The 23812-nt window shown below is 67.9% G+C and carries 28 protein-coding genes and 1 pseudogene; 12 read left to right on the forward strand and 17 right to left on the reverse strand.

The features are described 5' to 3' along the window. The first annotated feature begins 26 nt into the window (after window positions 1–26). The 3 genes from ACFPZ3_RS33540 to ACFPZ3_RS33550 are packed head-to-tail and all read left to right on the forward strand — an operon-like array spanning window position 27 to window position 2268. A complete protein-coding gene (locus tag ACFPZ3_RS33540) occupies window positions 27–401 on the forward strand; it encodes a BlaI/MecI/CopY family transcriptional regulator (protein ID WP_379518315.1) in 375 nt (124 codons plus the stop codon). Then, window positions 398–1348, forward strand: coding sequence for a M56 family metallopeptidase (locus tag ACFPZ3_RS33545; RefSeq protein ID WP_379518316.1), 951 nt, complete (start codon window positions 398–400; stop codon window positions 1346–1348). The genes ACFPZ3_RS33540 and ACFPZ3_RS33545 overlap by 4 nt, the downstream gene beginning before the upstream one ends. Window positions 1349–1389: 41 nt before the next feature. Further along, the gene (locus tag ACFPZ3_RS33550) at window positions 1390–2268 is read left to right on the forward strand and encodes a F510_1955 family glycosylhydrolase (protein WP_379518317.1); all 879 of its coding nucleotides are present in this window, start codon (window positions 1390–1392) and stop codon (window positions 2266–2268) included. A 297-nt stretch (window positions 2269–2565) separates the two neighbouring features. Here ACFPZ3_RS33550 and ACFPZ3_RS33555 read toward each other — a convergent pair whose 3' ends face one another. Together ACFPZ3_RS33555 and ACFPZ3_RS33560 are read right to left on the reverse strand one after the other, a co-directional pair. Further along, window positions 2566–2847 carry a metal-sensitive transcriptional regulator gene (locus ACFPZ3_RS33555; RefSeq protein WP_379518356.1) on the reverse strand — a complete coding sequence of 94 codons (282 nt, stop codon included), beginning with the start codon at window positions 2845–2847 and terminating at the stop codon, window positions 2566–2568. A gap of 34 nt (window positions 2848–2881) precedes the next feature. Beyond that, window positions 2882–3466, reverse strand: a complete 585-nt coding sequence (locus tag ACFPZ3_RS33560) for a TetR/AcrR family transcriptional regulator (RefSeq protein ID WP_379518318.1) — start codon at window positions 3464–3466, stop codon at window positions 2882–2884. 108 nt (window positions 3467–3574) lie between these two features. Here ACFPZ3_RS33560 and ACFPZ3_RS33565 point away from each other — a divergent pair, with 108 nt between their 5' ends. Both ACFPZ3_RS33565 and ACFPZ3_RS33570 read left to right on the forward strand, forming a co-directional pair. After that, complete coding sequence (locus ACFPZ3_RS33565; RefSeq protein ID WP_379518319.1) at window positions 3575–3742, forward strand: hypothetical protein; 168 nt, start codon at window positions 3575–3577, stop codon at window positions 3740–3742. After that, window positions 3739–4251, forward strand: a complete 513-nt coding sequence (locus ACFPZ3_RS33570) for a hypothetical protein (RefSeq protein ID WP_379518320.1) — start codon at window positions 3739–3741, stop codon at window positions 4249–4251. The genes ACFPZ3_RS33565 and ACFPZ3_RS33570 overlap by 4 nt, the downstream gene beginning before the upstream one ends. A 43-nt stretch (window positions 4252–4294) precedes the next feature. On the opposite strand, the pseudogene ACFPZ3_RS33575 reads toward ACFPZ3_RS33570, so the two are convergent. Further along, window positions 4295–4792 (reverse strand): annotated as a pseudogene (locus ACFPZ3_RS33575) (HAD-IC family P-type ATPase); the annotation flags it as partial. Window positions 4793–4836: 44 nt separating this feature from the next. On the opposite strand from ACFPZ3_RS33575, the gene ACFPZ3_RS33580 reads away from it, so the two are divergent. The 3 genes from ACFPZ3_RS33580 (at window position 4837) to ACFPZ3_RS33590 (ending at window position 7752) form a co-directional block, all read left to right on the forward strand. Next, a complete protein-coding gene (locus ACFPZ3_RS33580; protein WP_379518357.1) occupies window positions 4837–6048 on the forward strand; it encodes an MFS transporter in 1212 nt (403 codons plus the stop codon). Window positions 6049–6074: 26 nt separating this feature from the next. Then, a complete protein-coding gene (locus ACFPZ3_RS33585; protein WP_379518321.1) occupies window positions 6075–6551 on the forward strand; it encodes a universal stress protein in 477 nt (158 codons plus the stop codon). 271 nt (window positions 6552–6822) lie between these two features. Further along, on the forward strand, window positions 6823–7752 hold the full coding sequence (locus ACFPZ3_RS33590; protein WP_379518322.1) for an NlpC/P60 family protein: 930 nt from the start codon (window positions 6823–6825) through the stop codon (window positions 7750–7752). 3 nt (window positions 7753–7755) lie between these two features. Here ACFPZ3_RS33590 and ACFPZ3_RS33595 read toward each other — a convergent pair whose 3' ends face one another. From ACFPZ3_RS33595 to ACFPZ3_RS33655, 13 genes are all read right to left on the reverse strand, one after another. After that, window positions 7756–8367, reverse strand: a complete 612-nt coding sequence (locus ACFPZ3_RS33595) for a class I SAM-dependent methyltransferase (protein WP_379518323.1) — start codon at window positions 8365–8367, stop codon at window positions 7756–7758. 110 nt (window positions 8368–8477) lie between these two features. Continuing rightward, window positions 8478–9083 carry a DUF305 domain-containing protein gene (locus tag ACFPZ3_RS33600; protein WP_379518324.1) on the reverse strand — a complete coding sequence of 202 codons (606 nt, stop codon included), beginning with the start codon at window positions 9081–9083 and terminating at the stop codon, window positions 8478–8480. Between the two features lie 261 nt (window positions 9084–9344). After that, window positions 9345–10721: an NADH-quinone oxidoreductase subunit N gene (locus ACFPZ3_RS33605; RefSeq protein ID WP_379518325.1), complete on the reverse strand. Its 1377-nt coding sequence runs from the start codon at window positions 10719–10721 to the stop codon at window positions 9345–9347. 5 nt (window positions 10722–10726) lie between these two features. Beyond that, window positions 10727–12190, reverse strand: a complete 1464-nt coding sequence (locus ACFPZ3_RS33610; protein ID WP_379518326.1) for a complex I subunit 4 family protein — start codon at window positions 12188–12190, stop codon at window positions 10727–10729. Then, on the reverse strand, window positions 12187–13998 hold the full coding sequence (locus tag ACFPZ3_RS33615; RefSeq protein ID WP_379518327.1) for an NADH-quinone oxidoreductase subunit 5 family protein: 1812 nt from the start codon (window positions 13996–13998) through the stop codon (window positions 12187–12189). Before ACFPZ3_RS33615 ends, ACFPZ3_RS33610 begins: the two co-directional genes overlap by 4 nt. Further along, the gene (nuoK, locus tag ACFPZ3_RS33620; protein WP_379518328.1) at window positions 13995–14300 is read right to left on the reverse strand and encodes an NADH-quinone oxidoreductase subunit NuoK; all 306 of its coding nucleotides are present in this window, start codon (window positions 14298–14300) and stop codon (window positions 13995–13997) included. The genes ACFPZ3_RS33615 and nuoK overlap by 4 nt, the downstream gene beginning before the upstream one ends. Further along, window positions 14300–14926 carry an NADH-quinone oxidoreductase subunit J gene (locus tag ACFPZ3_RS33625; RefSeq protein WP_379518358.1) on the reverse strand — a complete coding sequence of 209 codons (627 nt, stop codon included), beginning with the start codon at window positions 14924–14926 and terminating at the stop codon, window positions 14300–14302. Before ACFPZ3_RS33625 ends, nuoK begins: the two co-directional genes overlap by 1 nt. Beyond that, on the reverse strand, window positions 14926–15792 hold the full coding sequence (locus tag ACFPZ3_RS33630; protein WP_379518329.1) for a complex I subunit 1 family protein: 867 nt from the start codon (window positions 15790–15792) through the stop codon (window positions 14926–14928). Before ACFPZ3_RS33630 ends, ACFPZ3_RS33625 begins: the two co-directional genes overlap by 1 nt. A gap of 10 nt (window positions 15793–15802) precedes the next feature. Beyond that, window positions 15803–16939 carry a hypothetical protein gene (locus ACFPZ3_RS33635; RefSeq protein WP_379518330.1) on the reverse strand — a complete coding sequence of 379 codons (1137 nt, stop codon included), beginning with the start codon at window positions 16937–16939 and terminating at the stop codon, window positions 15803–15805. After that, window positions 16930–17277 (reverse strand): NADH-quinone oxidoreductase subunit A, encoded by a 348-nt coding sequence (locus ACFPZ3_RS33640; RefSeq protein ID WP_379518331.1) that lies wholly within the window; start codon window positions 17275–17277, stop codon window positions 16930–16932. Before ACFPZ3_RS33640 ends, ACFPZ3_RS33635 begins: the two co-directional genes overlap by 10 nt. Before the next feature lie 273 nt (window positions 17278–17550). Beyond that, window positions 17551–17706 carry a hypothetical protein gene (locus ACFPZ3_RS33645; RefSeq protein WP_379518332.1) on the reverse strand — a complete coding sequence of 52 codons (156 nt, stop codon included), beginning with the start codon at window positions 17704–17706 and terminating at the stop codon, window positions 17551–17553. Window positions 17707–18585: 879 nt separating this feature from the next. Continuing rightward, complete coding sequence (locus tag ACFPZ3_RS33650; RefSeq protein WP_379518333.1) at window positions 18586–19539, reverse strand: hypothetical protein; 954 nt, start codon at window positions 19537–19539, stop codon at window positions 18586–18588. Further along, a complete protein-coding gene (locus tag ACFPZ3_RS33655; protein WP_379518334.1) occupies window positions 19536–19868 on the reverse strand; it encodes a PadR family transcriptional regulator in 333 nt (110 codons plus the stop codon). Before ACFPZ3_RS33655 ends, ACFPZ3_RS33650 begins: the two co-directional genes overlap by 4 nt. 227 nt (window positions 19869–20095) lie before the next feature. Between ACFPZ3_RS33655 and ACFPZ3_RS33660 the strand changes: the two genes are divergently transcribed. After that, window positions 20096–20491: a VOC family protein gene (locus tag ACFPZ3_RS33660; protein WP_379518335.1), complete on the forward strand. Its 396-nt coding sequence runs from the start codon at window positions 20096–20098 to the stop codon at window positions 20489–20491. Between the two features lie 361 nt (window positions 20492–20852). On the opposite strand, the gene ACFPZ3_RS33665 is transcribed toward ACFPZ3_RS33660, so the two are convergent. Then, window positions 20853–21746 (reverse strand): helix-turn-helix transcriptional regulator, encoded by an 894-nt coding sequence (locus ACFPZ3_RS33665; RefSeq protein WP_379518336.1) that lies wholly within the window; start codon window positions 21744–21746, stop codon window positions 20853–20855. 238 nt (window positions 21747–21984) lie between these two features. Between ACFPZ3_RS33665 and ACFPZ3_RS33670 the strand changes: the two genes are divergently transcribed. From ACFPZ3_RS33670 to ACFPZ3_RS33680, 3 genes are all read left to right on the forward strand, one after another. Beyond that, on the forward strand, window positions 21985–22311 hold the full coding sequence (locus tag ACFPZ3_RS33670) for a carboxymuconolactone decarboxylase family protein (RefSeq protein ID WP_379518337.1): 327 nt from the start codon (window positions 21985–21987) through the stop codon (window positions 22309–22311). A 67-nt stretch (window positions 22312–22378) separates the two neighbouring features. Continuing rightward, window positions 22379–22783, forward strand: a complete 405-nt coding sequence (locus ACFPZ3_RS33675) for a (R)-mandelonitrile lyase (RefSeq protein WP_379518338.1) — start codon at window positions 22379–22381, stop codon at window positions 22781–22783. Then, entirely contained in the window at window positions 22740–23798 is a 1059-nt protein-coding gene (locus tag ACFPZ3_RS33680; protein WP_379518339.1) for a glucose 1-dehydrogenase, read from the forward strand. Before ACFPZ3_RS33675 ends, ACFPZ3_RS33680 begins: the two co-directional genes overlap by 44 nt. Window positions 23799–23812: the final 14 nt, after the last annotated feature.

A 23812-nucleotide genomic window follows, 5' to 3' on the forward strand; every position in this document is an offset into this window, starting at 1 on the left:
CAGACAGCGGGTGGAGGGACGATCAAATGGTGCGTGGCCTGGGGGAGCTCGAGTCCACAATCATGGATCGCATGTGGGCCATCAGGCGTCCGGCCTCGGTCAGGGATGTCCTGGAGCACCTGCGGCAGGAGCGCGCCATCGCCTACACGACGGTCATGACCGTGATGGACAAGCTGCACACCAAGGGCCTGCTCAAGCGCCGGCCGGTAGGCCGCGCCTACATCTACGAGGCGGTGTCGTCCAAGGAGGCCTACACCGCCGACGTGATGCGCGAGTCCCTGGCCGCGAGCGGCAACAGGGCGGCCACGCTGGTGCACTTCCTCGAGCGCCTGACCTCGGAGGAGGTCAGTGCCTTGGAGGCAGCGCTCCAGGTGTACCCGCCGGGAGGACGCAGCTCATGATCGTGGCGATCGTCCTGGCCCTGTACGGGCTCTTCGCGGCGGTGGTGCTGCCGAAGGTGCTCAAGCGGGCCTCCTGGGCCGACCGCGCGCCGCGACTGGCGATCGCCATGTGGCAGGCGGCCGGAGCGTCGGTGGTCGGCTCGGCGCTGTTGTCGGCGTTCGCCGTCGCCGTACCCGCCTCCGTGGTCGGGCACAGCCTGGCCGATCTGTTCGAGGCCTGCGCCGCCCTGCTTCACGACGAAGCGGCCCTGAGCTCGGCCGGCACCCGGGCAAGCCTCGCCGTCGCCGGCCTCCTTCTGAGCAGAGTCGCCTGCATGGGCGCCGTGGTCCTGCTCCGTGCGCGCGGCGAACGTCGCCGGCACGGCGAAGCGCTGTCGCTTCTCGGCAGACACGACGGCGACCTCGGCGCGCTCGTGGTGGACTACGACGAGCGCCTGGTGTACTGCCTACCCGGGAGGAAGGGTCACGCGGTCATCACGACCGGTGCGCTGCGCTCGCTCGCCCCCGAAGAGGTCGCCGCCGTGCTCGCCCACGAACAGGCGCACCTGCGGGGGCGCCACCATCTGGTGCTCGCCGCCGCCGAGTCCCTGGCCCGGGCGTTTCCTCGCGTGCCCCTGTTCGAGCAGGCCCGCGTGGAGATCGCGCGGCTGGTCGAGTTGCTGGCCGACGACGTTGCGGCACGCCGCCATCAGCGCATCCACATCGCGACCGCGCTGGTCGGCCTTGCCACGGGGAAGGTGCCGGCGTTCGCGCTGGGCGCGGGCGGTGAGACGGCACTGACTCGCGTCCGCCGGATGCTGCATCCGCAGGCGCCGCTCGGCCGGCGGGAGCGCATCGCCGGGCTGGTGGCGGTTGCCGCGCTGCTCGTGGGTCCTGCCACGCTGGCTGTGGCACCGGGCGTGGCCGCGTTCCTCGCCCATCACTGTCATTCCTTCCTGACCCTCTAGCTGCTACGAGGGGCAATAGTAGTAAGCTGTAGACTCGCGGCATGAAGTTTGCGGGACAGCGGCTGCGCATGGGTGTCGCCGGATTTGCACTGGGCGTCACGCTGACCGCCTGCGGCCAAGCGGCACAGGAGCCGGGCGGCACGGCCAATGCGGACCTGGGCATCGGACATGTGCACGGACTCGGAGTCGACCCGGCCGATGGAGCCCTTTACGTAGCGGGCCACTACGGGCTGTTCAAGATTACTTCGCCCACGGCCGCCACCCGGGTCGCCGACCGCGACCAGGACCACATGGGCTTCACCATCATGGGTCCGAAGACGTTCCTGGCGAGCGGGCACCCCTCGGCGGAGGATGTCTCCCCCGAACGACCGCCGCATCTCGGCCTCATCAAGTCGACGGATTCCGGGCTCACCTGGAAGACCGTCTCGGAAGACGGTTCGGCCGACTTCCATTCCATCCAGCCGGCCGGGGACAATCTGTACGCCTACGACAGCCAGACCTCAAAGGTCTGGCGCAGCATCGACGGCGGCGCCACCTGGACGCAGGGCACCGAGGAGAAGGTGATCGACCTCGGAGCGAGCGCCGAGCAGACGTCCCGCATCTACGCCACCACGCCCGACGGACTGAAGGTGAGCGAGGACGGCGGGCTGAACTACACCGACCTCACGAAGGCTCCCCCGCTCAGCCACGTCGACGTCCTGCCCGGCGAGGTGATCGTGGGCGCCGGAGCCGATGGCCAGGTACACATCAGCCAGGACTCCGGCAAGACCTGGTCGGCCGCCGGAAAGCTGCCCGCACAGGCTGCCGCCTTCACCGCTGTGGACCGGCAGCGCCTGCTGGCCGCCATGGAGGACGGCACGGTGCTGGAGTCCAAGGACAGTGGCAAGACCTTCACCACCGCCTACTCACCCGCAGGCTGACGTGCGGTCTCGAAACCCCCAAGCAATGTGGCCAGTGGTGGTCACCGCCAGAACGGCATAGGTGAGAGCGGCGACGGCGTGGGGGAACAGCTCATGCGAGCCATCGCCGAAGTCGCGGACGGCAAAGTGGTCCGTGGGGAAGTGACCGAGGCCAACGTGGCTGCACGACGCCTCTACGAGCGGATTGTCGCCGCCCTTATCTCCAAGAAGATCGGCCGCTGGCAACCGAAGCAGCCCACGCTCCGCCTCGCCCAGCGGCACCCGGCCACACCTGCTCTCTACGAGACGAAACGCAGGTCAGGAACGCACCAGCCTCGCGATGGCGTCGCTGGCCTCCTTGACCTTCGCCTCGGCCTCTGGACCACCCTGCCGGGTCGCTTCGGCGACACAGTGGGCGAGGTGCTCCTCCAGCAGGGCCAGGGAGAACGACTTCAGCGCGCTGGTGGCCGCAGATATCTGAGTCAGGATGTCGATGCAGTACGTGTCCTCCTCGATCATGCGTTGCAGGCCACGGATCTGCCCCTCGACACGGCGCAACCGGGTTATGTGGTTCTTCTTGCTATGGCTGTATCCGGCCATATCCGCCCCTCTGTCGGCGCCACCGCCCATGACCTTACCCCTCGGCGGTATGCGAGACCGCATCCAAGATCACCATGACCAGGCGGTGGACGGCATCCTCCGATGGCAGCTCCCTGGCCGCTGTGACCGCGTGCAAGCAATAGGTCGCGAGTTCGTCAGGCACGACGTCTGCGCGGAAGGCGCCTGTCCGTGCGCCTTCCGCCAGCAGGTCTCGCAACATGTCGTGAAGCTGCTGTTGGGCGTGGCCCACCTGCTCGTCGCGGTGCAGGAACGCCACGAGCGCGCCATCCCCGTGCTCGCGGGATCGGTGCGAGATGTGTGCGTACGCCCCCAGTACGGCCCGTAGCCGGGCGGCGGGCTCGCCGACCTGATCCCGTACCTGCGCCAGTTGTTCGAGGTGGCCGGCGATCTGCCGTTCGTGCCAGGCGAGCAGGATCGTTTCGACGTCAGGGAAGTACTTGTACAACGTCGCGCGCCCGATGCCGACCTTCTCCGCGATCTGCGACATCGTGACCGATCGCAGCCCATGCTCGGCCACGAGCGCCGACGTGTGCGTGAGGATCGCCTCGCGGACGTCGCGACGATGCGCCTCGATCGTCTCGTTCCACAGCTTCGGCACGCTCTGAGCATATGCGGTGAGGGATCAATACACAGTGACTTGACGAAGACAGAGTGTTTCGTAAAATATGGTTCGCATGCAGTCGCCGCGACCATGGAGGTCAGACAGATGACAGAGCAACGCATGCCGCGCTGGGTGAAGGTGGCCGGGATCATCACGGCCGTTGCCGTGCTGCTCTTCGTCATCCTGATGCTCATGGGAGGCCATGGGCCTGGCCGTCACATGGGGGCCGCGGGCGAGGCCACCACGGCCGCCGCGAATCGCTTGGCCGCATGAGCCCCATGGCGCCTCGCCTGCGCAAACTGGCCCTTACGGCGCACGTCAGCGCCTCCGTGGGCTGGCTTGGCGCAGTGCTGGTATTTCTGGCGCTGGCCGTCGTCGGCTTGACCAGCCCGGACGCGCGGACAGTGCGCGCGGTCTATCTGGCGATGGAGCCGGCTGCCTGGTACGCCCTCGTGCCGCTGGCCGGGGCGTCGCTGCTCACCGGGGTGATCCAGTCGCTGGGCACCACGTGGGGCTTGTTCCGGCACTACTGGGTGTTGTTCAAGCTGTTGATCAACGTGGGTGCCATCGTCGTCCGGCTGATGTACACAGAGACTCTGGGCTATCTGGCCGGCGTCGCGGCGGCCCCGGAGCCCGATCCAGATGTGCTGAGGAGCCCTTCCGTTCTGATCCACACCGTCCTGGCGGTGGTGTTGCTGCTCCTGGCCACGCTCTTGGCCGTGTTCAAGCCGCGTGGCCAGATGAGATTCGCCGCATCCAGAACCGCAGCACCCCAGCAATGAAGGGATGGCTCCACGCCGTTCGACGCCGAGCCATCCACCTGTACTACTTGAAGCGGCGCAGCCGCAGGCTGTTGCTGACCACGAACACGCTGGAGAACGCCATCGCGGCACCCGCGATCATCGGGTTGAGCAGGCCGAGCGCGGCCAGCGGCAGGGCGGCCACGTTGTAGGCGAAGGCCCAGAACAGGTTGCCCTTGATCGTTGATAGCGTGCGCCGCGACAGCCGGATGGCATCAGCGGCCACCCGCAGGTCGCCGCGGACCAGCGTCAGGTCGGAGGCTTCGATGGCGGCGTCGGTGCCAGTGCCCATCGCCAGCCCCAGATCGGCCTGGGCCAGCGCGGCGGCGTCGTTGACGCCGTCTCCCAGCATGGCCACCACCTTGCCCTCGGCCTGCAGCCTCTTGACCACCTCCACCTTGTCGGCGGGCAGCACCTCGGCGATCACCTCGTCGATGCCCACCTCGGCCGCCACCGTCTTGGCCACGGCCTTGTTGTCGCCGGTCAGCAGCACCGGCGTCAGCCCGAGAGCACGCCTACGTCGTCGCCTTCGGCGGCCTCCTCCTGCTGGGCGGACGCCTGTCCGACCTGTTCGGCGCGCGCCGGCTGTTCAGCGCCGGCTGGCTCATCCTGCTCGCCGGCTCGCTCCTGGCCGGTGTCGCGCCCGAGGTGTGGGTGGAGCTGACCGGCCGTGCCGTCCAGGGCGTCGGCGCCGCGCTGATCGCCCCATCCGCGCTCACCCTGCTGATGATGCTGTTCGGCCACGACCCGAAGGAGCTGACCAAGGCCCTGGCCCTGTACGGCGCCGCCGCCCCCGCGGGCGGCACCGCCGGCGTCTTCCTCGGCGGCCTCATCACCGAATACCTGAGCTGGCCCTGGGTCTTCTACATCAACATCCCCATCGCCCTCATCGCCCTCGCAGCCACCGCCCCCCTGATGCCCGCCACCCCCGCGACGCGCGGCTCCATCGACGTCCTCGGCACGCTGACCGTCACCCTCGGCCTCGGCGCCGCCGTCTACGCCATCGTCCGCGCGCCGGAAGCCGGCTGGGGCTCGGCCGAGACGTGGCTCTTCCTGATCGTCGCCGTAGTACTGCTCGCCGTGTTCGTCGCCATCCAGGCCCGACGCCGCCAGCCGCTGATGCGCCTGTCCATCTTCCGCACCCCGAACCTGTCGGCCGCCAACCTCACCCAACTCCTGCTCGGTGGCGCCTGGATCCCGATGTGGTTCTTCCTCAACCTCTACCTGCAGCAGGTTCTCGGCTACAGCGCCTTCCCCAGCGGCGCCGCGCTCGTGCCGATGACCGTCCTCATCATGATCGGCATGATCGTCCTGGCACCCCGGGCCATCAACCGCTTCGGCCCCAAGGCGACTACGGTCGCCGGCCTGGTCCTGCTCACCGCCGGCATGGCGTGGCTGTCGCTGATCAGCCCGGACGGCAGCTTCGCCACCGACGTCCTGCCCGCCAGCCTCATCGCCGCCCTCGGCATGTCACTGGCCTTCATCCCCTCCCTCGGCACCGCCATCTCCTCCGCCCGCCCGGAAGAAGGCGGCCTGGCCTCGGGCATCGTCAACACCAGCTACCAGGTCGGCTCCGCACTCGGCCTGGCCGCCATGACCGCCGTCGCCGCGGCCAACGGCGCCGACAGGCTCGGCGACCTGCCCGCCCTCACCGACGGCTTCTCCGCCGCCTTCGTCGGAGCCGCCGCCATCGCCCTGGCCGGCGCCCTGATCGCCGCCATCACCCTGCGGACCCGCACCAGCGCGCCCACCGATCAGGTCACCACCTCCCGCGGCTGACCCATCCGCACGCAAAGGAGATTCCCATGTCCATCCTCATCGCCTACGACGGCTCACCCGATGCCCGGCACGCCATCGAAAAGACCGCACGCCCCTTCCCGGGAGCCTCTACCGTGGTTCTCTACGCCCGCCAACCGTTGGAAAGCCTCGCCGCTCACCTGGAAGGCCACCCGGCTCTGGAGGACCTGCGCGACCTCGACGCCAGAACCTTGGACGCCTCGGAGCAGGTGGCTGCTGAAGGCGCCGAGCGAGCTCGGGCCCTCGGTCTGAAGGCCGAACCTCGGGCGGCCTCCGTCCCGGAGGAGACGGCCGCCGAGGCCATCGTGGATGTAGTGGAGGAGATCGACGCTTCGCTGATCGTTCTCGGTTCCCGTGGGCGCCGGGGGTTGTCGACACTGCTGTCGGCCCGGGTCATGCACTCCACCGGCAAGTGGACGCAGATCATCCCATCCGGACCACTGGCCGCCGCTCGCCGTAATGGCAGAGCAGGTGCCGGACGCTGAGACGTACACGCCCCGGCTCCCGAACCATCCGTGGAGCCGGGGCGCGTACGCGTCTGTTGAACCCGATGCCTGCCGCCCGCGTAACCACACGTGAGATCAGAACAGCTACCAGCGATAGTAAGTCGGCCTGCCTAGCGAAATTGCGCAGAACAGGGCAGCAACCTCCATACCTTCTGTACTATTTCGGCCCAGGTTCAGAGACTTACGAGGAGGCATCGTAGTGGCCGTGTGGACGAGGCTCGGGCGAACAGCAGTTGCCACAGCGTTAGCCTTGATCGCACTGGCCGCGACGCCGAGCGGCGCTCTCGCTGAGCCGTCACCGGCCAAGATCCGGGCCAAGCTGGTGAAGCTGAACGAACAGGCCGACCAACTGGTCGAGCGGTACAACCAGGCGAACGAGGCGTACACGTCGGCCAAGAAGAAGTACGGGACGCTCAACACCGAGCTCAGCCGTAAGGACGCGCAGGCCGGCGCGCTACGCGAAGGACTCGCCACGATAGCGAGCAACAGCTACCAGGCCGGACCGTTCGGAGGCTGGCCGACGTTCGCGCTGCAGGGCAACCCCGACACGGCCCTGAGCAGCATGGCCTCCCTCGAGCAACTGGCGCAGGACCGAGCGGCCAAAATACTCGCCTACGAAGCGGCGACGAAGGACCTGCGGCATCGGCGTACGGAAGCACAACGAGTCCTGACAGAGGCCGAGGACGCCCGCGACAAGGTCCGCGACGAGAAGACGAAGGTGGACAAGCTGGTCAAGCAGCAGACCAAGCTCCTGCGACGGCTGGGCACCTTCCAGACGGGCGACCCTAACAGCCCCGGCATCGAATACACCGGTCCGGCCTCCGGCAACGCCCGCCTCGCGCTCCAGTTCGCCTTCGCGCAGGTCGGCAAGCCCTACCGGTACGGCGGCACCGGGCCCGGCTCCTACGACTGTTCAGGCCTTACGCAGGCTGCCTGGCGTACCGGCGGGGTCGGGCTGCCGCGGACGACCTGGACCCAGTGGTCCTGGGGCGCCAGCCGCCGCGTCCCCCTGAACGCACTGCAACCCGGCGACCTGCTCTTCAGCAAAGGACTCGGACACATGGGCATGTACGCCGGCAACGGGAAAATGGTGCACGCCCCCCAGACCGGAGACATCATCAAGGTGGTCGACCTCGACGACTACTGGCGCAACCGCCTGCTCGGCGCAGTCCGCCCGTGATCGTCATACCCTCCGCGCGACACCGAACAAGTAGTCGCCGCCGATCCGCGTGACCCATCGATCAGCTACATGCAGCCCATGATGAGGCAGTTCGGCGAGGAACTCTCCTGCTGTGAACCGGTCTTCCTTCGGATGGTCGAACAGGGCACGAAAGGACGGACGAGCCAGGGCGGTCGCGGTCACTTCTTCGAAGAAGAACCTGCCGCCCACGGGCAGAACCCGCGCTACCTCGCGCAATGCGGCCCGCCAGTCGGGAATGTGGTGGATGATCCCGAAGTCGAAGACAGCTTCGTAGTCGCCGTCCTCGGCTCCGAAGGCAGCACGCAGATCAGTTGCGTCGCCCACTGCGAGCCGCACGCGCCCGGAATGGCGTGCCAGCCGCCGCTGGGCCCGGCGAATCATCGCCGGGTCCAGGTCGACCGCATCTACGCGCACGGCACCGAACTTGTCCAGGATCAGTTTGGTCCCGTATCCGCTGCCGCAGCCGATCTCCACCACCCGACCTCCGGGCGTGCGACCGCCCAGGTTCACCAGCAACGGAGCTTCGTACCAACGTTGCAGAGCGCGGCGGGTGGCACTGTTGACCACCAGGGTCTCCATCCGGTTCATCAGCATGGAACGCCTCTTTCGCCACAACATCTACAATGCGGGGACGCTTCTTCCGTCGCCGACCGAGCTGACGCGCCGACCCAGCTGGAGGCCGGACGTGCGGCAACCAGGGCAGGTCAGAGCCGCTTGAGGATCTGCTCCAACTGCTTCACTTCTTCCTGCTGAGTGGCGATGATGGTCTTGGAGAGCTCTTTGGCCCGCGGATCGGCCCCATCCACCTCTTCGGTGCGGGCCATCTCGATCGCCCCTTTGTGATGGGTGATCATCTGCTCCGCGAAGAGCTTGTCGAACTCCTTGCCTTTGACGGCCTCGAGCTTCCGCATGTCCTCTTCCGACATACCGCCGGGCATGTCGTGCCCCATACCAGGTGCGGGCTCAGGCTTGCCCCAGTCGGACAGCCAGCCCTTCATCGTCTGGATCTCCTCCTTCTGCTCTTCCTCGATCTTGGACGCGAGCGTCTTGATCTCTGAGTCGGAGGCCCGGGTAGCCGCGAGCTTGGCCATCTCGATGGCTTCCTGATGGTGAAGGATCATCATCTGGGTGAACGTGACGTCCGCATCATTGAAGGCGGGCGATGGCTGGCCGCTGGTCGCAGTGGCGGACGACGTCGTCTGGCTCAGCGATGTGACGCCCGTGGTCGAGGTACTGCCGCCACCGCACGCGGTCGACAGGGCGAGTGCGCTCGCGGCAATCGTGAAGGGAATCTTGCGGTTGATGCGCATAATGCTTCGCTCTCTCGATTCTTCGCAGCTGTCGGCCTTGTTGCGGACAGCCTCGGGGCCCATCCGCATCCGCCGGACGCACACCTCCTGACGTGGGAGAACATCCCCTAATCCTGGTTACTGACCAGCTACGCCGCCTCTATTCCTGCGATGCCTCCGGATTTGGACGAAGCCAACCGCCTCATCTGCACTCTTATCGCGTACATGCGTGTTCGAAATATTCGTCACGGGCTCCTAGGTTGCGCCGGCTCAGCTGTGCGGCTACGAGCCGTGGTAGAGGCTGGCGAGCATGGCGCCGCTGCCTGCGCCCAGGAGTAGAGAGACAGCAGTGGCCAGGTAAGCGATTCGCGTCGCTGAACGGGTAACGGTGGTCGTGCCGGAGCCTTGGAAGGCGGGCCGGATCCAGCGGAGGTAGTAGAAGACGCTCGCCACGGTGTTGATCACCGCGACCACGGCCAGCCAGGCGTAGCCGCCCTCCCACGCGGCGGTGAAGACGAGCACCTTCCCGACGAAGACCGCTGTGGGTGGCGTGCCGACCAGCCCGAGCAGGCAGACAATCAAGGCGAAGATCAGCCCGGGAGAGGAGCGCGCCAGTCCGGCGTAGTCGGCCAGCAGGTCCTTGTCGACGGCGAGGACCACCGCGAAGGCACCGATGTTCGTGATCGCATAGGCGGCCACGTAGAAGAGCAGGGCCGGTTCGGCCAGTTCGCTCCGCCCGGCTACAACGATCGGCACGAGCAGATAGCCGGCCTGGCTGATGGTCGAGTACGCCAGCAGACGTCGCACGTTGTCCTGGTAGAAGGCGGCGAGGTTACCCAAGGTCATCGTGGCCGTGGCGACGATCGCGATCAGTGGTCGCCATCCCGTGTCCAGGTCGGCGAAGACTTCTGAGGCGACGCGGAAGAGGGCGATGAAGGCGCCGATCTTCGGGACGGTGGTGACGAAGGCGGCCACAGCACGCGAGGTGCCTTCTGTCACGTCGGGCACCCAGAAATGCGCCGGGACTCCGCCTGCCTTGAACAGCAGTCCGGCGAGCAGGAACACTACGGCGAGCCCGGCCACCCCGCTCCTGATCGGGCCGAACTCCTGGTAGGCCGTCGTCCCGGCAAGACTGTAGAGGAGGGTAACGCCGGCCAGCATGAGCACGCCGAGGAAGGCGCCCATGAGGTAGTACTTGAGCGCGGCCTCGGTGCCTGCGGCGTCCTTGGCGAAGCCCGCCAGGGCGTAGGCGGGGATGCTGGCCAGCAGGTACGCGGCAATGAGGACGAGCAGGTCGTCGGCGCCCGCCAGAATCACGGTGCCCAGCGCGGCGAGCATGATGAGTACGTATAGCTCCGCCTCGCGGCTGTGGTCCCGCGCCCATCGGGCGGCCAGGACGACGACCAGCAGGGTGGCGACGATGACCGTGGCCCTGGCCACATGCGTCAGCAGGTCGACCGAGTACGCCTCGAAAGCCATCAGGTCCGGCCGGAAGGCCGCGACGAGGGTGGCGGCCAGCGCCGCTACCAGAGCAGTGCCGCAGATCCAGCCCACGAGTCGTTGCCGCCATCGCGGCAGGAAGAGGCCGGCGAGCAGCCCTCCGACCGCACCTAGCAAGATGAGCAGTTCTGGCAGGAGGTCGAAGGGGTTCTCGTTCATGCCCGTCATCGGCTCACCCAGGTCACGAGCGCCGCCGAGAACGGCTCGATCAGATCGAGCAACCAGCGCGGCACGATGCCGATCACCAGGGAGAGGGCGAGCAGCGGGGCGATCGAGCCCACCTCGTACGGCCGAGCCTCCAGCACACGCAGCTCACCCGGAGGGCCTAGGAATGCTTGCTGCAGGACCCGGAGGAGCAGCGCGGCGGTGATCAGGATGCCGGCGATGCTCAGCCCTCCGGCGACGACGGCACCGGTGAGGCCCGTTCCGATCACGCCGGCGAAGATCTGGAACTCGGCGATGAAGCCAGACAGTCCGGGCAGGCCCAGCGAGGCGAAGGCGGCCACAGCCGTCATCAGCGTGAAGGTACGGGCTGTCGCCGCGATCCCGCCGAAGCGTTGGAGGTCGTAGCTGTGCGCCCGGTCCCAGAGGATGCCGGTGAGCAGGAACAGCGCGCCGGTGATCAGGCCGTGGCTGACCATCTGGGTGATCGCGCCGGTGACCGCGAGCTGTCTGGCCGGCACGTCGCCTGCCGCGAGACCGGCGGCGCCCAGGGCCAGCACGATGTAGCCCATGTGGTTGACGGAGGTGTAGGCAATCAGGCGTTTGATGTTCTGCTGCGCCAGGGCGACCAGGGCCCCGTACAGGATGCTCACCACGCCGACGACGATGATCACCCAGGCATACTGCCGCCACGGTCCCGGGAGCAGAGGCATGGCGATCCTGACGAAGCCGTAGGTCCCCATCTTGAGCAGGATCCCCGCGAGGATGGCGGATCCGGCGGCGGGGGCGTCGGTGTGGGCGGGAGGCAGCCAGGTGTGGAAGGGCACGGTGGGCGTCTTGACCGCCAGGCCGACGCCAACGGCCAGCAGCACCAGCGCGCCGGCCTGCGGCGGAGCCGCCGTGAGCTCGACGATGTCGAACGTGCGCGGCTCGCCGCCGAGATAGAGACCGATGAACCCGAGCAGGAGGGCGAGCGAGCCGAGGAAGGTGTAGAGGAAGAACGTCAGCGCCGAACGAGCCCGGTCGCCGTGCCCCCAGCCGACGATCACGAAGTACATACCGACGATCGACAGGTCGAAGAAGACAAAGAACAGCAGGAGGTCCAGCGCGGCGAACAGGCCCGTGGAGACCGTCTGCAGGAACAGGAAGAGCGCGGCGTACGACTTCGGCCGCTCTTCCTGCTTCTGCGAGTAGATCGCGCAGGCCAGGAACAGCACCGCGGCGAGCGCGATCAGCGGCAGGGACAGGCCGTCAACGCCGACGTGGTAACCCGCGCCCACGGAGGGGATCCAGCGCAGCCGTTCCTCGTAGCCGATCCCCCCGCCGTATCCGAGCCACATGGCCACGACGAGCACCAGGTCGGCGACCGCGGCGGTCACCCAGATCCACCTGGCGGGCAGCCGCGGCACTACCAGCAGCGCGGCGGCCAGGAGCGGCAGGAAGATGGTCAGCGAGAGCACGGTCACCTCACCAGCACGATGACGATCGCCAAGAGGACGGCGGCCACCGTCGCTTGAGCGAGATAGGTGTGGACCTGGCCGGTCTGTGGCTTCCTCGCCAGCGCGCCGAGCCGCCCCACACCGCCGGCAGCGCCACGGATGACACCGTCCATGCCTGTCTCGAAGGGCGAGCGGGCGATCCTGGCCGTTGCTGTCGCGGCGCGCGCTACGGCATGGACGGCACCGTCGATCACGTGGTCATCGAAGCAGGCCAGTGCCCTGGCCACCGCCATCAAGGGCTGCCAGATGACCGTGACCGCGAGCGATTCCAGGCGTAGCCAGCCGGTCAGGAGGCTGACCTCGCCGGATGCCGCGGGCCGACGCAGACGGACCCAGGTGACCAGTAGCACCACGGCCAGCGCCAACAGCCCCGACACGGCCAGCTCGCCCGCCTCGGGAGCCGCTCCTGGCGCGTTGAGAAGGCGAGCCCACGCGCCGAACAAGGCTGGGAGACCGATGATCCCCAGGATCGTGGCGAGCAGGGCGAGCGGAGGCAGCGGAAGACGTTCGAGGAGACCGAGCCGCGCCGTATCCCGCTGCTCAGGCCCAGGTAGCCAGACGGCGATCACTGCCTTCGCCGCGTACGCGGCGGCGAGCACGCCCGCTGCCAGCGACACCATGTACAGAACGGGATCGTTGACGGCGGCCAGCACTGCGTCCTTGGTCACCCACAGCGACAGCGGCGGCAGCCCGGCCAGCGCCAACGCGCCGATCCCGAAGGTGACCCCCACAAGCGGATATCGCCGTGCGGCACCCCGCAGCTCGGGAAGTTGCTGGGTGCCGAGCGTGGTCAGCCACGCTCCCGCTCCGAGGAAGAGCAGGCTCTTCACCGCTGCATGCGCGACGAGCTGCGCCGTGCCGCCGGCGACTGCCGAGACACCCGCCGCCAGCACCATGAATCCGATCTGCGCGCACGTGGAGGCGGCGAGGAGCTGCTTGAGATCACGTTGCGCGAAGGCGACCGCGCCGAGCAGCAGCGCGGTCAACGCTCCCACCCAGGCCACCAGAGGCGCTGCCCAGCCGGTCGCCGCCAGCACGGGTGAGGTCCGCAGGAGCAGGTAGGCGCCTGCGGCGACCATCGTGGCCGAGTGCAACAGCGCCGAAACCGGGCTCGGGCCGGCCATCGCCCGCGAGAGCCAGAAGGAGAAGGGCAGTTGCGCCGATTTCCCCAGTGCGGCGGCGACGAGACCGGCCGCGACAAGGTGCAACCATGGAGCGCTCAAACCGCTCAGGCTCGCCAGGGTCAGTGCGTGGGCTCCGGCGACGGCGCAGCCAGCGGCCAGGTAGAGCCCCATGTCGCCGGCACGGGTGGTGACGAAGGCAATGGTCGCCGACCGCACCCGGTCCGGGTCGCGCCACCAGAAGCCGATCAGCGCGTACGACATGGCGCCCATGACCTCCCACGCCATGAGCAGCAGCACGAGATCCGTGGCGGTGACGGTGACCAGCATCGCGCCAATGAAGATGAGCATCAGGCCGAAGAAGCGGTCCTCGGACTCGTGGATCTCCCCCGCCGCGAAGACGAGCACGGCCAGCGCGATCACCGCCACGGTGACGACCATGACCGCCGACAGCCCGTCGACCGCGAGCCCTGCCTCGAAGCCGGCGAACACCTCGAAGGTCATGGCGGGACGCACGACCGCGGCCAGCACGGCTTGGACCACGGTCACCACAGCGACGAGCAGGGCGACCAGCGGCGCGGCGCGGCGCAGGATGAGCAGGGCGCCGCCCGCCACGATGGGCAGCGCCGGCAGCAGCGGCGCGAGCAGGCTCATCCCTTCAGGTCCTGGGCGTCGTCGGTCATGTCCACCTCCCGCGCCCGGAACAGCGCGGTGACGACGGCGAAGCCCATCGCCATCTCCAGGGCCATCACCGTGACCGCCACCAGCACCAGAACCTGACCATCGGCGTTCTGCGGAGCGAGGAAGTACCAGAACGCCCCACCGGCCACGATCAACCCGTTGATCATCAGCTCCAGGCCCATCATCAGCATCACGATCGACTGCTGCGACAGCGCGCCGTACAGGCCGACGGCGAACAGCGCGGCGGCCAGCACGAGGAAAGCTTCGAGCGACATCAGGTCTCCTCACCGGGACCGGCCGCGCCGCACGAAGCATGCCCGCCGTGGTGCTCGGGAGCGGCCGGGGCAGATATCCCGGAGCCCGGCCCAGGATCGAGCGGACGGCTTCTCCTCAGGTCCTCCCCGTAGCGGTCGTAGCGTCCGCGATGAGTGGCGAGCACTACGGTTGAGATCATCGTGGCCAGGATGGCCACGCCGATGACGATCATGACGAGCATCTTCGGCCCCATGATGGCGAGTCCGAGCTGGTGGGTGGGATCAGCAGGCGGCTCACCCCTACGCTGCGGCCAGGAGGTGAGGAAGATTCCCGCCACCAGGAGCACGAAGACCACAGCCGAGATGATCATGGCTCCACGGTTGTTGTGGACCATCTTCATCGGCATGAGGCCCGCCGGGTTCATCATGTACATGATCATGAAGACCGCCATGATCAGCATTTCCATGACCATCATCAGGATGATGAGGACACCGAGATACTCCAGGTCGATGAGCAGGAACGCGAGCCCGACTGCCAGCAGAGAGGCGAGCAGAGCGAACGTCGCCCGCGCCATCGAGTCGACCACGAACACCGCGATCCCGGCGGCCACGGAGACGACGGCCAGGATCCAGAAGGCGACGACCATCACACCACCACGATTCCGACGACGAGCAGCTGAACGAGCGAGAGCGGGATCAGCACCAGCCACGACACCTGGGTGAAGCGATCCATCCGGACGGCCGGTACGCGATGCCGTACCCAGACCAGCAACCCCAGCACCGCCATCGTCTTGACCAGCACCCACAGCCAGCTCGGCAGCACCGGCCCCCCGCCGCCCCCGAGGAACAGCGGTACGGCCGCCGCCGCGGCCACCACCAGCAGCGCATACCGTCCCGCCTGGAACAGCAACCGATCGGGCCCCGACAGCTCGGCCCGCACGCCACCCGCCAGATCACTACCCAGGGGCTGGCTCATCGGTCCCCAGAACGCCATCGCCAGCGCAGACACCAGGTAGATCAGGAAGGCGATCGGCATCCAGATTACGAACCAGAGCCCCTGCTGGGCCTGCACCGCATCGCTCATCCGCAATGACCCCGCGCCCAGCGCCACGGTGATGAGCGCGAACATGTGCGGCAGCTCGTAGGCCAGTCCCTGAGCCACGAACCGGTAGGCGCCAACCAGCGGATACACCGAGTTAGCCGACCATCCGGTGAGCCAGAGCGAGCCCCAGACGCACACCTCCATGGCGTTGAACCAGACGATGCCCACGGCCAGGTCCGCCACGGGGACGTCCCCCAGTGGGACCACGACCCCCGCCAGTACCGGCGCGGCGACCAGGCTGATGACGCCGATCCGCATGAGAAGCGCGTCGTGCAGCAACGTGCGCCGGCGCTGCTGCACGAGCAGCCGGGCCACCTCGCCGAACGGCGCACTCGCCCGGCCCCCGCCCAGGACGGCATTGAGACTGGCGGCGGCCAGCCCCAGCACCACCAGCGCCAGGGGAAGGGACACCACCGCGACCTCAGGCATGGGTGACCGCCGGATCCGGATCCAAGCTCGCAATGATCAGCCGTGCGGCGGCCAGCTCGGCACCGACGAGCAGTTCGGGGTTCAGGATCTTCCCGACAGGGCGCTCCTCATTGAGCGGCGCCTCGTCCTCGATCGAGTCGATGGCCGCCTGCGTCACGGTGAGCCATGCCTCCAGCCTTGCCATCGCATCGCCATCCTCGGCCGATCCGACGTCGCGCAACATCCAGCGCAGCGTTCTTGAACGACGTACCTGCCTGGCGAAGCCTTCGTACGGCGCCGTCAGCACGTCGCGGGGCGCATCCGCGAGCAAGCGATCCCGCAACCTCCTGGCGCCGCCGGCGGCGGTGGACCATCCCGCGACCGACAGCAACCGGCCGAGACCGTCGAGATGAGCCGCGGCCCGCCGCCGCCCGGCCTCGCCACGCGTCACGAACCGGCCGGACGCCGCCCTGTCCCAGGGCTCAGTCCAAAACGACTCACCGTCCCCCAGCCACCTGACCGTGGCCTCCTGGATCACGTCTCCCTGCAAAACGGTCTCCACCACCAGCCCGCACGGCCAGTCCGGCAGGATGGGGCCGAGAGGCACGTGCAGGCGATCCAGGCTCAGCCCGTCACGATCAGGGCCCCGGCCAGCCATCGGCAGGCCGCCCGGATTGCCCATGTGGTGGCCGTGGTGACCGCCTTCATGGCCGTCATGGCCCTGGCTGTGCATACCGTGGGCATCATGCCCCTCGTAGGATGTGCCCGATCCATGCGCATCAGGTGACTTCGGTCTACCCGCCCGGCTCGCCGCGTCTCGCCATTGTGCCTCCCCATCGGCCAATTGCACGACTGCACGGTCCAGGGAGTGGACCACCAGGTCCTTCGAGGCGTCACCGGGCAGGTCGACTCGCGCGCGAGGGCTCGGCAGACCGTCCCAGACCGTCCGGGTGGCCTCGTCGAACTCCTCGTTCGGAGCACCACAAACGACGAGCAGGTCGGCCTCTGCCGGGGGCATCGCAGACCGCCATCGTCGCCGCGCGATCTCAGCCTCGCACAGCAGCCGGGCCCGAGTCCCGTCCGCGGCACTGATGACGAACGGCCGCGGATGATGCGCGGCCCGCTTCAGCATCCACTTGATCAGGACCACCGGAACGCCCCCTCCCGCCAGGCATAGACCACGCCCACCATCAGCAGGCCGAGGAAGACGAACATCTCCACCAAGGCCATGGTGCCCACCTCGCCGACGACGACCGCCCAGGGGTACATGAAGACCATCTCCATGTCGAAGGCCAGGAAGACCAGGGTCACCGCGTACCACCGCACGTGGTAGCGAGAGAGGGCGTGCTCCCGAGGGGGACTCCCAGACATGAATGGGCGCGCGTCGAGCGTCTCATGAGGTCTGATGACGAGTGAGACCAGATAGATCCCCAGCACGCCGAAAGCGAGCACGGCGACCAGGCCGAGAACAGCCGTCCAAGGTGACATGAACCTTCCCCTGGCAGAACCTACTAAGATCCATAGTCCCCGGGCTTCATCTCGGTAATCATCTTGGCGCGCAACGCTTCACCTGCCATGCTGCATGCCTGACGGGGCTCACGCTCGTGCCCCTCCAAAGCGCAGCGGGAGACACGGTCGTTACACCGCACTCGGCTTCGCCTCTGGAAGAAAGTGGAGCCCTACCATCATCGGCCCAGCGTGGCTCAACTGGTACCTGCTCGTACTGTTGTGCTGGCTGCCGTTCTCGGAGAATAGTCCGAACTAGGCAGGCAGGGTTCGATGCCTGCCGCCCGCCCTGCGATGCCGCCCGACCACCACGACGATACGGCGCGCTCTTGCTCGCTTGATGATCAAGGTCGCGTCGATCAGCGCGGCGAGAACGCCTGCCGGAACAGCCATCGTGTCGATGAAAGACATGGTGTCGGGCGAGGCAGAGATCACGGATGCTGTGGCGGCTTTGGGAGGCCCTGCCTTGCCGAAGGCGGCCGGCTGCACCGGAGGGGAACCGCACACGCGGCGGATTCACCCCGTACGTGGATCGCTCCACGCGGTTGGTTCCCCGGTTCCCGGACGCGCCGGGATTGAGCGGCTGGCCGATCGACTTCGGGGGAAGCCAGGCCACCCGACCATTACGATGCACTGTAGTAGATGAGATAACCTCCTTGTGCCGGTATGCCAACAGGATCTACCCCAAGGGGGAAGCATGGCTTCGGCCCTACATTGCTCCATCCCCAGGGAGCCAGCGCAGCTCGCCACTGTGCGCGCTTCGACTCCAAGCCGTGCGCAGAGTTCGGCATAGCCCTCCGCTTCCCCACCCGACGGCAGCCCGGGCCTGATCAGCGCCACTCCACCAAGTCCGATCTTCGGTTTCTCCGTCAGGCAGCCGTCACCATCGAAGTGATAATGCCGAATCGACCGGGCGAGCTCGTTCACCGCGCGTTGCAACGGCGTCGCGCCATCAGGCTCAGGCGCGTAACTGAGCCACTCCTCGTCGCTGGCACACCCGACCAGCTCCCGAGCAAGCAACTCGACACGACGCAGATAGTCCAACTCGTCAAGCTCAGCCGTCACGCGTGGATTCTGCCATCCGCAACCTCGGATCGCTCCTGGGTTTCTGAGTGAAGCCTGCGAACCTAACCCTCTGCTACCGCTCCACAACCTTTGATCCAGAACCGAGTTCTGGTACCCAGCTCGGTGACCGGTAGTGCCACCCGGATGAGGCGGATTCATGTTCAGCGAGCGCTGGTACCACCTCATCGAGGCTGCCTGGTCATTGATCCCCGCTGGCGTTCTCCCTCAAGAAGCCGGGGCTCGTCTCTGGCCGCTCCGCCACCGGGTCAAGGCAGCCGCGGCGGTGAAGACCAGGCCCGCGCACCCGAGTTGGGCAAGAGCCGTGGACGTGGGCACCGACTGCACGTCGCCGAGGTCGCCCAGGGCTGCCGCCGGCAGGAACAGCAGCAGCGCCGCCCGCCGCCCCGCAACCGACCGGCATGCGTATCCGGCCGCCAGCGCCACCACGACGAGCCACGGCACGGGTTGCCAGTGCAGGATCACGATGTCGTGGTGGACGGTCATGTTGAGCCAGCGCTCGATGGCCTTGTCGGCGGTCAGTCCGATCAGCGCGAGCGGCCCCCACAGCAGGAACGCTCCCCGAGGGATGAGCGTGATCGCACGGTGCGCCGCGGGGATGAAGGCGATGACGACCGCGGATAGCTCGGCCAGCAAGATGGGGCCGGGGTCCGGCTGCATCAGCTTGTCCAGCTCCAGCAGGTACGGGTGACCGGCCTGATACAGATAGGACGCGAAGGCGACCGTACCGAGCACGGCGATCCACCGGCGGGCGAGGAGCACGGCGAGCATAGGCAGGGCCGCGACGACGACCGTATCGGCCACGAACGGGATCCAGGTCGGCCGGTGCAGCAAGGCAGCGACGCCGTGGTTGTGCAGGGACTCGGCGACTAACACTATCTCGGTCGCTAAGACGCTGGCCAGGATCAGGATCGGCCACAGTGCGATGGCGAGGGCCAGTCCGTCCCGCCAGGCGGGCGCGGAGACGGGCCCAAAGGTCCGTCGGCTGTGCACGCGCAGCGCGCCCCACAGCAGGTCGGCAATGTCTGCCAGGTGCGGGCGGGTCTGACCGGGACGTGCCCCGGCCAGCAGCACACCGATCATCTCCTCCTCATGCCGCACCCGGTGGTCACGCGGATAACAGGCCAGAAGGCGCCGGTAGCGGGCTTCGAGCGGGCTCATGCCACGCCTCCCGAGCCCGCGGCGCGCAGGCGTGCGGTGGCCGCTCTCGCATGCCTGCTCATTCGCTCGACCTCCGCTGCCAGCCGGGTCGCCCCGTCGCCAGTCAGCCTGTAGTAGCGCCGCACCCTTCCGTCCACGATCTCCTCCCGATCCTCGGCGATGAGACCTTCCGCCTGAAGGCGGTCGAAAGCGGCGTACAGGGTGCCGGCACGCAGGTGGACCTGGCCGCCTGAGATGTGTTCCACGTCGGTGATGACGCCGTACCCATGCTGTGGACCGGCGGCGAGTGCGGTCAGGATCAGAAAGGTGGGCTCCTGCATGTGCCTCATACGATCAATATATACCGATAATCGGTACATGGCCGTTCAACTGGACACCGACCCGGAAACGTGGCGCGGATGCCGTTCCCCGATTACTCTGCCGCACGCCCGGGCCAGCCGAAATCGCTCCCAGGAGTGGATGGGTCGGCCGGGAATGTCGGATGCGATCCCGGACTTGCCGGACGGGTGGCGCGGCCCCATAGGCTGAGCACCCGTCCGCACTGCCTGGGGGAGCAATGACCAGTAGGTTCACCGAATTGGTCGTCGACTGCCGCGATCCAGAGCGCCTCGCGGCCTTCTGGTGCGCGGTTCTGGACTTCAAGGTGATCGACCGGAGCGAGGGCAAGGTCGAGATCGGCTCCTGGGAGCCGACCGTCGAGGAGGTCCGGGCCCGCCAGATGGCGCCCACTTTGGTGTTCATCCGGGTGCCCGAGGGCAAGACTGTGAAGAACCGGCTCCACCTCGACGTCAGCCCGATCGACGGCAGTACTGACGATGAGGTGGTCAGGCTGCTCGGCCTCGGCGCCGCCAAGGTGGACGTGGGCCAGGGCCCCGGCGGGAGCTGGGTGGTCATGGCCGATCCCGAGGGCAACGAGTTCTGCGTCCTGCGCACCCTGGCACCGTCCATCTAGATGATCGGTCCCAAGGGTTAGTGGTCGTAGGCGGTCAGTGAGCGCAGGACGGGCTGTCCGATCTGGTCGTTCGGAGTGTGGCTGTGGGATGTCGCCGAAGGACGGCAAGGCTCTGGCTACTGTGTGGATGGCTGCCTGATCTTGCACTATGCCCTGGCCGAGTACGGCATCGCCGCGCAGGTGGAAGCGGTGATCATGAAGGTGGAGGGGCGACGGTTCGCCCACCTTGTACGGCGGCGATGGCCTCAACTACCACGCTGACGGCACCTTTAATGGCCATGCCGTGCTCGGGTGGTTTGGGCCATCCGCTTCGTAGTGCCTTGAGAACGCCCTTCACCCCTGGTGAACGCTGTGTCCACCTCTATCGGCTGCGTTCGCCCTCGGCGGGGGCGGGGGTGGTGAGGTCGTTGTGGTCGAGGGTGGCGTACCAGGTGGCCAGCAGCTTCAGCGCGTCGTGGGCGGGGGTGGCGGGTTCGGCGCTCAGTGCGGTGAGGGTCAGGCCCGGGTCGGTGGGGATGGGCAGGGCCTCGAAGGCGAGGGTCAGGTCGCCGACGGCGGGGTGGTGGAAGCGTTTGATGCCGGTGTGGTGCAGGCGCACGTTGTGTGCGGCCCACAGCGTGCGGAAGGCTTCGCTGCGGGTGGACAGCTCTCCGATCAGGTCACTCAGGTCGCGGTTGTAAGGATCTTGTCCGGCTTCGGTGCGCAGGAGGGCGGCGGCGGTGGCACGCTGGGCGTCCAGTTCGGTCATGTATTCGGCGGCGCTGGGGTTGAGGAACTGGTAGCGGGCGAGGTTGACCGGCCGGGCGGGGTCTTGGAAAAGGGGCCAGTACAGGGCTTTGCCGAGTCGGTTGGTGGCCAGGATGTCGAGGCGGCCGTTGCGGATGAAGGCAGGCGCGTCGGTCATCGCGTCGAGGAGCTGTTGCAGGGCGGGCCGGATGGGCTGCGCGCTGCGGCGGCGTGCGGGGCGGCGGGTGGTGCCGGCGGTGCGGGCCAGGTCCATGAGGTGGGCGCGCTCGGAGTCGTCCAGTTGGAGGGCGCGGGCAAGAGAGTCCAGGACGGCTTCGGATGTGCCGGAGAGGTTGCCGCGTTCCATCCGGGCGTAGTACTCGGCGCTGACCCCGGCGAGCATCGCGACCTCCTCACGGCGCAGCCCTTTGACGCGCCGATGCCCGGAGGCGGGAAGACCGGCCTGCTGCGGGGTGATCTTCGCGCGGCGGCTGGTGAGGAACTCGCGGACCTCGCTTCGGTTGTCCATGCCTTCGAGGCTACGACGATCCACGACTGTCCCGACGAGCAAGGGGTGTACTGCCAATACACGTAACAAGGGGTCCTTTCATACGCCTCTGAACTGCTGTTTCATTGATCACAGGCCAACTCTTGGCCGCCCGCCCGCTCCCGTGGCGCCCATGGTGAGCGCAGGGCGGAATGAAGCAGATGCCGATGCCCCGCCGCTGCGGGACGTGCCGGGTATCCATGCGGAAAGGGAGCCGTCGATGCCGGAGAACAAGCAGACCGGGGGTGGGCGTGAGCAGTTCGGGGATATCGCCCCCGCGTTGGCCGGATACAGCGAGGACGTGCTGTTCGGGCAGGTGTGGGAGAACCGGGACCTGTCTGGACGGGACCGGAGCCTGGTCACGGTGGCGAGCCTGATCACCAGCGGCAGCACCGAGCAACTCGCCTTCCACCTCGGCAGGGCCCGTGAGAACGGGGTGAGCGACAAGGAGCTGATCGAGACGATCACGCACCTGGCGTTCTACGCCGGATGGCCCAGGGCCATGTCCGCGCTCACGGTCGCCCGCAGCGTCCTGACCGGCTCCTGACCTGGTCCGCTCCCTCTCCCCCTCACCTGTGCGCGGCCGCGACAAGATGTATGCAAGGAGCACGATCATGGAGATTGTCCAGCCTCCGGCGACGGCGAAGCTGCCGGCGGAGATGTTCACCGGGGATGCGTGGGCGGATGTGATCTACCGCGGTGAGGGCCCCTCCCGCGCGCGGGCCAACATGGTGCGCTTCGCGCCGGGCGCCCGCACCGCCTGGCATTCCCACGGCCTGGGCCAGGCCCTCTACATCGTGGAGGGCATTGCCCTGATCCAGTCCCGTGGCGGCGACATCGTCGAGGCCCGCCCCGGGGATGTGATCTTCACTCCGGCCGGTGAGGAGCACTGGCACGGCGCGGCCCCGGACCGGTTCATGGCGCACATCGCGCTGTGGGAGGGCGACGAGGTCGACTGGCTGGAGCACGTCACGGATGACGAGTACGCCGGCTCCCGCCGCCCCGCCCGCACCTTTTGATCTCTGCGAGCGCCCCGCGCCCGTCCGCGCCTTCCTGCCCGACCTCATCAACCGCGTCCTGGCCGCCCGGATCAACCCGGGCAGGGTCTTCGACCTGGAGCTGCCCCTGGGCCAGGTAGCCGAGGGCTTCCAGGCCATGGACGAGCGCCGCGTCATCCAAGGCCCTGCTGCGACTCTGGCACACCGCGCAGCACGTCATACCGCGCCCGGGTGGTACCCGCACCAGCGCGGAGATTGGAACCCACCCATGAACCCGCAGTACAACTTCGAAGGCCAGGTCGCCCTGGTCACCGGCGCGGCCTCCGGCATGGGCCTGGCCGCCGCCCGCGCCTTCGCCCAGGCCGGTGCCGCCGTCGTGCTGACCGACCTCAACAAGGACGCCGTTCAGAACGCCGCCAAGGACCTCACCGATGCCGGCCACCAGGCCATCGGCGTGGTGTGCGACGTCACCGACGAGGACCAGGCCGCCGCCATGGTCGGCAGCGCGGTGGACACCTACGGCCGCCTGGACATGGCGTTCAACAACGCCGGGATCCAGGCCCCGCCCTCGGACGCCGCCGACGAGAGCGCCGAGGAGTTCGACCGCGTCAACGCCGTCAACCTGCGCGGCGTCTGGGCTGCCCAGAAGCATGAGCTGCGCCAGATGCGCACCCAGGGCTCCGGAGCCATCGTCAACTGCTCCTCCCTGGGCGGGCTGGTCGGTCTGCCCGAGCGGGCCGCCTACCACGCCTCCAAGCACGGCGTGATCGGCCTGACCAAGAGCGCCGCGGTCGAGTACGCCCCCAAGGGCATCCGCATCAACGCCATCTGCCCCGGCGTGATCGACACCCCGATGGTCTCCGACATGCTCGAAGGCCAGGCCGACGCCATGGCCGAGATCCTCAAGCAGCAGCCCATCGGACGGCTCGGCCAGGCCGAAGAGGTCGCCGAAGCCGTCCTGTGGCTGTGCAGCCCGGGTGCCGGCTTCGTCGTCGGTGTCGCCCTGCCCGTTGACGGCGGCTTCACCGCGCACTGACCGGGCCGCCGCTT

The organism is Nonomuraea insulae (assembly GCF_042656245.1).